Origin of the sequence: Mycobacterium sp. NS-7484 (assembly GCF_001953975.1) — a bacterium.
Classification (GTDB): Bacteria; Actinomycetota; Actinomycetes; order Mycobacteriales; family Mycobacteriaceae; genus Mycobacterium.
In genome coordinates, this window is record NZ_MBEJ01000040.1 from 21,266 (window position 1) to 27,265 (window position 6,000).

Here is a 6,000-nt window from a genome sequence, read left to right on the forward strand (position 1 = left end):
TTTGCTCGATCTAGGTCCACGATGACTCGCATGCGCTATGTCGTTACCGGCGGTACCGGGTTTATCGGCCGCCGAGTGATCTCCCGGATTCTGGCGGTCGAACCCGACGCCCAGGTGTGGGTACTGGTGCGCCGGGAGTCGCTGACAAGGTTCGAACGTCTGGCCCAGACCTGGAGCGAACGGGTGAAACCGCTGGTCGGCGACCTGACTGCAGCAGATCTCGGCTTGTCGGCGGCCGACGTCGCCGAACTCGGCGACGTCGAGCACGTGGTGCACTGCGCAGCGATCTACGACATGGCGGCCGGTGAGGCAGAGCAGCGGGCCGCCAACGTGGAAGGCACCCGCGCGGTGACCGAGCTGGCCCGCCGGCTGGACGCCACGTTGCACCACGTGTCCTCGATCGCCGTCGCCGGGAACCACCGCGGCGTGTTCACCGAAGATGATTTCGACGTCGCCCAAGACCTGCCCACGCCGTATCACCAAACCAAGTTCGAAGCCGAACAGCTCGTGCGCTCGACACCGGGACTGCGCTACCGGGTGTACCGGCCGGCCGTCGTGGTCGGCGATTCGGCGACCGGCGAGATGGACAAGATCGACGGCCCCTACTACTTCTTCGGCGTGCTGGCACGGCTGGCCGCGCTGCCCCGGTTCACCCCGATGATGCTGCCCGACACCGGCCGCACCAACGTCGTCCCGGTGGACTATGTGGTCGACGCCCTCGTCCATCTGATGCATGTCGAGGGCACAGACGGCGAGACGTTCCATCTGACCGCGCCGAGCACCATCGGGTTGCGCGACATCTACCGCGGGGTGGCACCCGAAGCCGGGCTGCCACCGCTGCGCGGGTCACTCCCCCGAGTCACCGCGGCGCCGGTATTGCGGGCGCGGGGACGGGCCAAAGTTGTGCGCAACATCGTGGCCGCCCAGTTGGGCATCCCGGGTGAGGTGCTCGACGTGGCCGAACTGCGTCCGACCTTCACCGCCGACAATGCCATCGCCGCGCTGCGCAGTACCGGGATCACGGTCCCCGAATTCTCCTCGTACGCACCGAAACTGTGGCGCTACTGGGCTCAGCATCTCGATCCCGACCGGGCCCGACGCGACGACCCGGCCGGCCCCCTGGTGGGCAAGCACGTCGTCATCACCGGTGCCTCCAGCGGCATCGGCCGCGCGTCGGCCCTGGCGGTGGCCGAGCGGGGAGCCTGTGTCTTCGCCCTGGCCCGCAACGGTGAGGCTCTCGACGATCTGGTCACCGAGATCCGCTCGGCCGGCGGGCAGGCGTACGCCTTCACGTGTGATGTCACCGACTCGGCATCGGTGGAGCACACCGTCAAGGACATCCTGGGCCGGTTCGACCACGTCGATTATCTGGTGAACAACGCCGGGCGGTCCATCCGCCGATCGGTGATGAACTCGACGGATCGACTGCACGACTACGAGCGGGTGATGGCGGTCAACTACTTCGGCTCGGTGCGCATGGTGTTGGCGCTGCTACCGCACTGGCGGGAACGCAGGTTCGGCCATGTGGTCAACGTGTCCAGCGCCGGCGTGCAGGCCAACACCCCGAAGTACAGCTCCTACCTGCCCTCCAAGGCGGCACTGGATGCGTTCTCCGATGTGGTGTCCACCGAAACCCTTTCCGACCACATCACATTCACCAACATCCACATGCCGTTGGTGAAGACGCCGATGATCGCACCGTCGCGCCGGCTCAACCCGGTGCCCCCGATCTCAGCCGAGCACGCGGCGGCCATGGTAGTACGCGGGCTCGTGGAGAAGCCGGTCCGCATCGACACCCCGCTGGGCACGGTCGCCGACTTCGGCAACTATCTGACGCCGAAGCTGTCCCGTCGCGTTCTGCACCAGCTGTATCTGGGGTATCCGGACTCGGCGGCGGCACGTGGAGTGAGCAGCCAGGTATCCGACAGCACACCACGTCGGCCGAAGCGACCGGTCCGTAGCCCTCGCACCTTGCGGGTTCCGCGTGGGGTGACCCGCCCGGTCAAACGGGCGGTGCGGTTGGTGCCCGGGGTGCACTGGTAGCCGGGCCGGTTCTATCGTGGCGAGATGACGCCACCGCCGCGGAGCGGCGAATCGATGTTGCCCGTGTTCGCCGACGTCGATACCGGTGTCGACGATGCGATGGCCCTGGTGTACCTGCTGGCCAGCCCCGAAGCCGAGTTGGTCGGTGTCGCCTCGACAGCGGGAAACGTTCCGGTGCAACAGGTCTGCGACAACAACCTGGGTCTGCTGGAACTGTGTCGGGTCACCGGGGTTCCGGTCTCCAAAGGGGCCGAGCAGCCGTTGAGCGCGCCGCTGCGCACCGCCGAGGACACCCACGGACCGCAGGGCCTGGGATACGCGCAGCTTCCGTCCGGCGACCGGCTGCTCACCGCGCACGACGCCGCCGAGGCGTGGGTGCGTGCCGCCCGTGCCCATCCGGGTGAGTTGATCGGACTGGTCACCGGCCCGCTGACCAATCTGGCGTTGGCCATGCGCGCCGAACCCACCCTGCCCAAGCTGTTGCGCCGGCTTGTCATCATGGGTGGGGCGTTCGACTACCGGGGCAACACCACCCCGGTGTCGGAGTGGAACATCAGCGTGGACCCCGAGTCGGCCGCCGAGGTGTTCGGCGGCTGGACCGCGGCCTGGGGCCGCGACACCGCAACCCATGTGCCAATCGTGTTGGGACTCAACCTCACCGAGAACATTGCCATGACTCCGGCGCTGTTGAACCGGCTCGCCGTCGCCGCCGGGTCTCCGTCGACACCGATGAGTGTGCTCGACGAGCGGGGCACCCGGTCAACGGCCGCCAACCCGTTGATCCGCGTCATCGAGGACGCCCTGCGGTTCTATTTCGAATTCCACTTCGACACCGACGACGGGTACCTGGCGCACTTGCACGACCCCCTGGCCGCCGCGGTTGCATTGGACCCGGACTTGGTGCGCTACCGGGAAACCACGGTCGACGTCGAGTTGAGCGGCACCTTGACCCGTGGCATGACAGTCGCCGACTGGCGCGGACACTGGGGCCGTCAACCCAACGCCCTCATCGGCATGGAGGTCGACCCGGTGGTGTTCTTCGACCGGTTCATCGACCGGGTCGGCGCCTTCGCTCAGCATCTGGGTTGATCCGCCCCCGGGCCGGAGTTGCCCGGCCGAACGTGAACCTGTTGGCCAAGTTTCTGCGAAATTTCGCAATCTTGCTCACATTCGGCGGCTTCATTCAGCCTCATTCATAGGCGCCCTCCAGATACCACCGGCGTTGCCGGTAACACAACAGCAGGGCAAGGTGGTCTTCGTCGGCGTCGCCGGGCCGCAACAGCACCTGGACCCGGGCGGTACGTCCGGCCCCGCGGTTCTCCGGATCCCACCACCGCTCGTCGACCGGCCACGGCCCGGCCCACCAGCGCAACCTGCCGTCACGCCTACCGGCGCCGGCCAACCGTGTGGGATCGGCCGAGAACAACCCACGACTGGTGACCCGGACCGGATTTCCCTGTGCATCAAGCAGTTCCACCGGGTCATCGAGCAGGACGGTCGGTGAGGGCTCGGGCAGTTGACCGGGCCAGGGCTGCCGCGGATCCGCCCGCGCCACCGGCTCATCCCCCAGTGGCGTGAACGTGATGCGCTCGGCAGGCCCTCGGCCCCCGCTGAGTACCGGCACCTGCACCGCCTCCGGACCGAGCAGCCCCTGAACCCGTAGCAGTGCACGCCGGGCCCGCAGCCGGTCCTCCTCGCCCACACCGCCCCACAACGGCAATTGCAGCGCAGCTGCCGACACCACCTCCACCGGCCGTAGGCGTAGCACCGTCACCGGGGCGGTGGGCCGTTCAGAGGTGCGCCGGTTCAGCCAGCCGTCCAACTGCCACCGCACCCGGTCGGCGGTGGCATCCTCGGTCAACGGTTCAGCACACCGCCAAACCCGTTCCAGCTCTTCACCGTTGGCGGTGACGGCGTGGATGGCCAACCGGGTGCAGCCCACCCCGGCGCCTTCCAGATGACGATGCAGATCACTGGCCAGGGACCGCCCCGCAAAAGCTGCGGCATCCACCCGTTCGATCGGCGGATCGCAGTTCATCACCGCATCGAGTTCAGCTGCCGGATCCCGCCCGGAGGGGCCCCGGTCCGGCTCTCCACAGGCGAACCGGTGCGCCGTCACCGCGTCGGCCCCGAACCGGGAAGCGACATCGGTGCGGGACAACTCGGCGAATTGCCCCAAGGTCCGGATACCCATCCGCCACAACAGATCCGCCAGGTCCTCCCGACCGGAACCGGCCAGGGCCGGTTCGGTGGCCAACTGACGGATCGACAGCCCCGACAGGAACGTCGCGTCATTTCCGGGGTCGACGATGCGGCCCGCCCGGGCGGCGAAGACCGCTGTGGAGAGCTGATCGGCGATGCCGACCTGGCATTCGACCCCTGCTGCGGCGACGGCATCGATCAATCGTTCGGCGGCAACCGGTTCGGACCCGAAATACCGTGCCGCCCCACGCACCGAAAGCACCAGCAGCCCCGGCCGCAACACTTCGGCGCGCGGGACCAGATCATCGACGGCCAGTGTCACGTTCTCGAAATAGCGGGCATCCCTGGCAGAATCGGCAGTGACGACATGCAGTTGTGGGCACCGCGCCTGCGCCTCACGACGACGCAACCCACGCCGCACCCCGGCCGCCCGGGCCGATGCCGAGCAGGCGATCACCCGGTTGGCCAGCGTGACGGCGACCGGCACCGTCGAGGGCAGACCCGCTGCCGTCGCCGCCGCCACCGCAGGCCAGTCCATACACCACAGAGCCAATACCCTGGAATCTGCGGGCATGGGCTACCCGCCTGCTGCACAAGCTGTTCCGAGGGACCGCCCACGCGTACGCATGGCCAGCCGGACCCGACTGATCCGGCCGCGTCCGGGCACCGGGGCGCCCCCGCCGGCGCCGGTCACGTCATAACCGGACACCCGGGCCTCCAACCGGGCCGATGCCCCCTGCCAGTTCCCGTCGGTGACCAACAGGGTGCAGCCCTTCTGCCGGGCCCGTGCCACCATCACCCGGGCCCGACTCGGCGGCACCGAACGGCCGCCCAGCCCGAGCACCACCAGATCCATCCCGTCCATCAGCACAGCGGCCACCTCGACAGGATCGGCCCCCGGATCGGGCACCACCGCGAGCCGGGTCAGATCGGCGCCCATCTCCACCGCGGCCAGCAGGCCGACATCGGGCTGGCCGATGATGACCGCATGCCCGCCCGCCGCCGTCACCGCCGCCACGATGCCCAGCGTCAGCGAGCGGGCACCGGCGGCCACTGCAACAGACCCCCGCGGCAGCATGGTCGGCAGACCCTCGGGCAACGTCTCAACCAGCGATCCGACCGGCTTCAGCAAAGATTCTGGAGCCGGGATGGCCGCATCGGCCCGCGGCACGCTCCGATGCGCCGAGCCCACCTTGCCTGATACCGAGGCGATCTTGCGCCTGAGGTGTTCCACCTGTTCAGAGCGGGTCAATAGACGTAAATCACGCTCCGTCGCAACAGTCACAACAACACCTCCAGCACCAACTATCCAGGAACATCTTCGAATGTATGTTCGACGTCTCGAGTAAACACCCACCCACCGACAGCGTCAAGCTGCGGCCGGGGGTCGCCGATGCGCGCGGACGGACCACGCAGGAACAGATCTGCGGCCGCGAGAACCTTGAGTTAGAGTTCGGTCACCAGAACCCGCTTCGGGATGGGCTGGGCCACGATTTGCGTTGCAGGGAGTGGGAATCCGTCGCGATTCACCGAAGGCCAGCTCTGTAGGAACACGGGGGACAGTGAGGAAACGCAACATGAAATCTGGGCAGTTGACTCGTCGGCTCACCGTCATCGCAGGCGGTGCGGCAGTCATCGGGATGATTTCGTTCACCGCGGCATGCGGTACCGAGGAAGAAAAAGGTCCCGAAACCACCACGCCCACCACCACGACGACAACCGAGACGACAACGACCACGACGCCGCCCGCCCCCC

The 6,000-nt window shown here is 67.8% G+C and carries 4 protein-coding genes; 2 read left to right on the plus strand and 2 right to left on the minus strand.

Annotated features, from left to right (window positions below; all coding sequences use genetic code 11):
• The first annotated feature begins 30 nt into the window (after nt 1-30).
• Both A5733_RS08855 and A5733_RS08860 read left to right on the plus strand, forming a co-directional pair.
• On the plus strand, nt 31-2,043 hold the full coding sequence (locus A5733_RS08855; RefSeq protein ID WP_142253873.1) for an SDR family oxidoreductase: 2,013 nt from the start codon (nt 31-33) through the stop codon (nt 2,041-2,043).
• Between the two features lie 24 nt (nt 2,044-2,067).
• Nucleotides 2,068-3,132, plus strand: a complete 1,065-nt coding sequence (locus A5733_RS08860; protein ID WP_304528744.1) for a nucleoside hydrolase — start codon at nt 2,068-2,070, stop codon at nt 3,130-3,132.
• Between the two features lie 100 nt (nt 3,133-3,232).
• On the opposite strand, the gene A5733_RS08865 is transcribed toward A5733_RS08860, so the two are convergent.
• Complete coding sequence (locus tag A5733_RS08865; protein ID WP_067776303.1) at nt 3,233-4,819, minus strand: DNA polymerase Y family protein; 1,587 nt, start codon at nt 4,817-4,819, stop codon at nt 3,233-3,235.
• 3 nt (nt 4,820-4,822) lie between these two features.
• The gene (locus A5733_RS08870; protein ID WP_067776300.1) at nt 4,823-5,530 is read right to left on the minus strand and encodes a hypothetical protein; all 708 of its coding nucleotides are present in this window, start codon (nt 5,528-5,530) and stop codon (nt 4,823-4,825) included.
• Nucleotides 5,531-6,000: the final 470 nt, after the last annotated feature.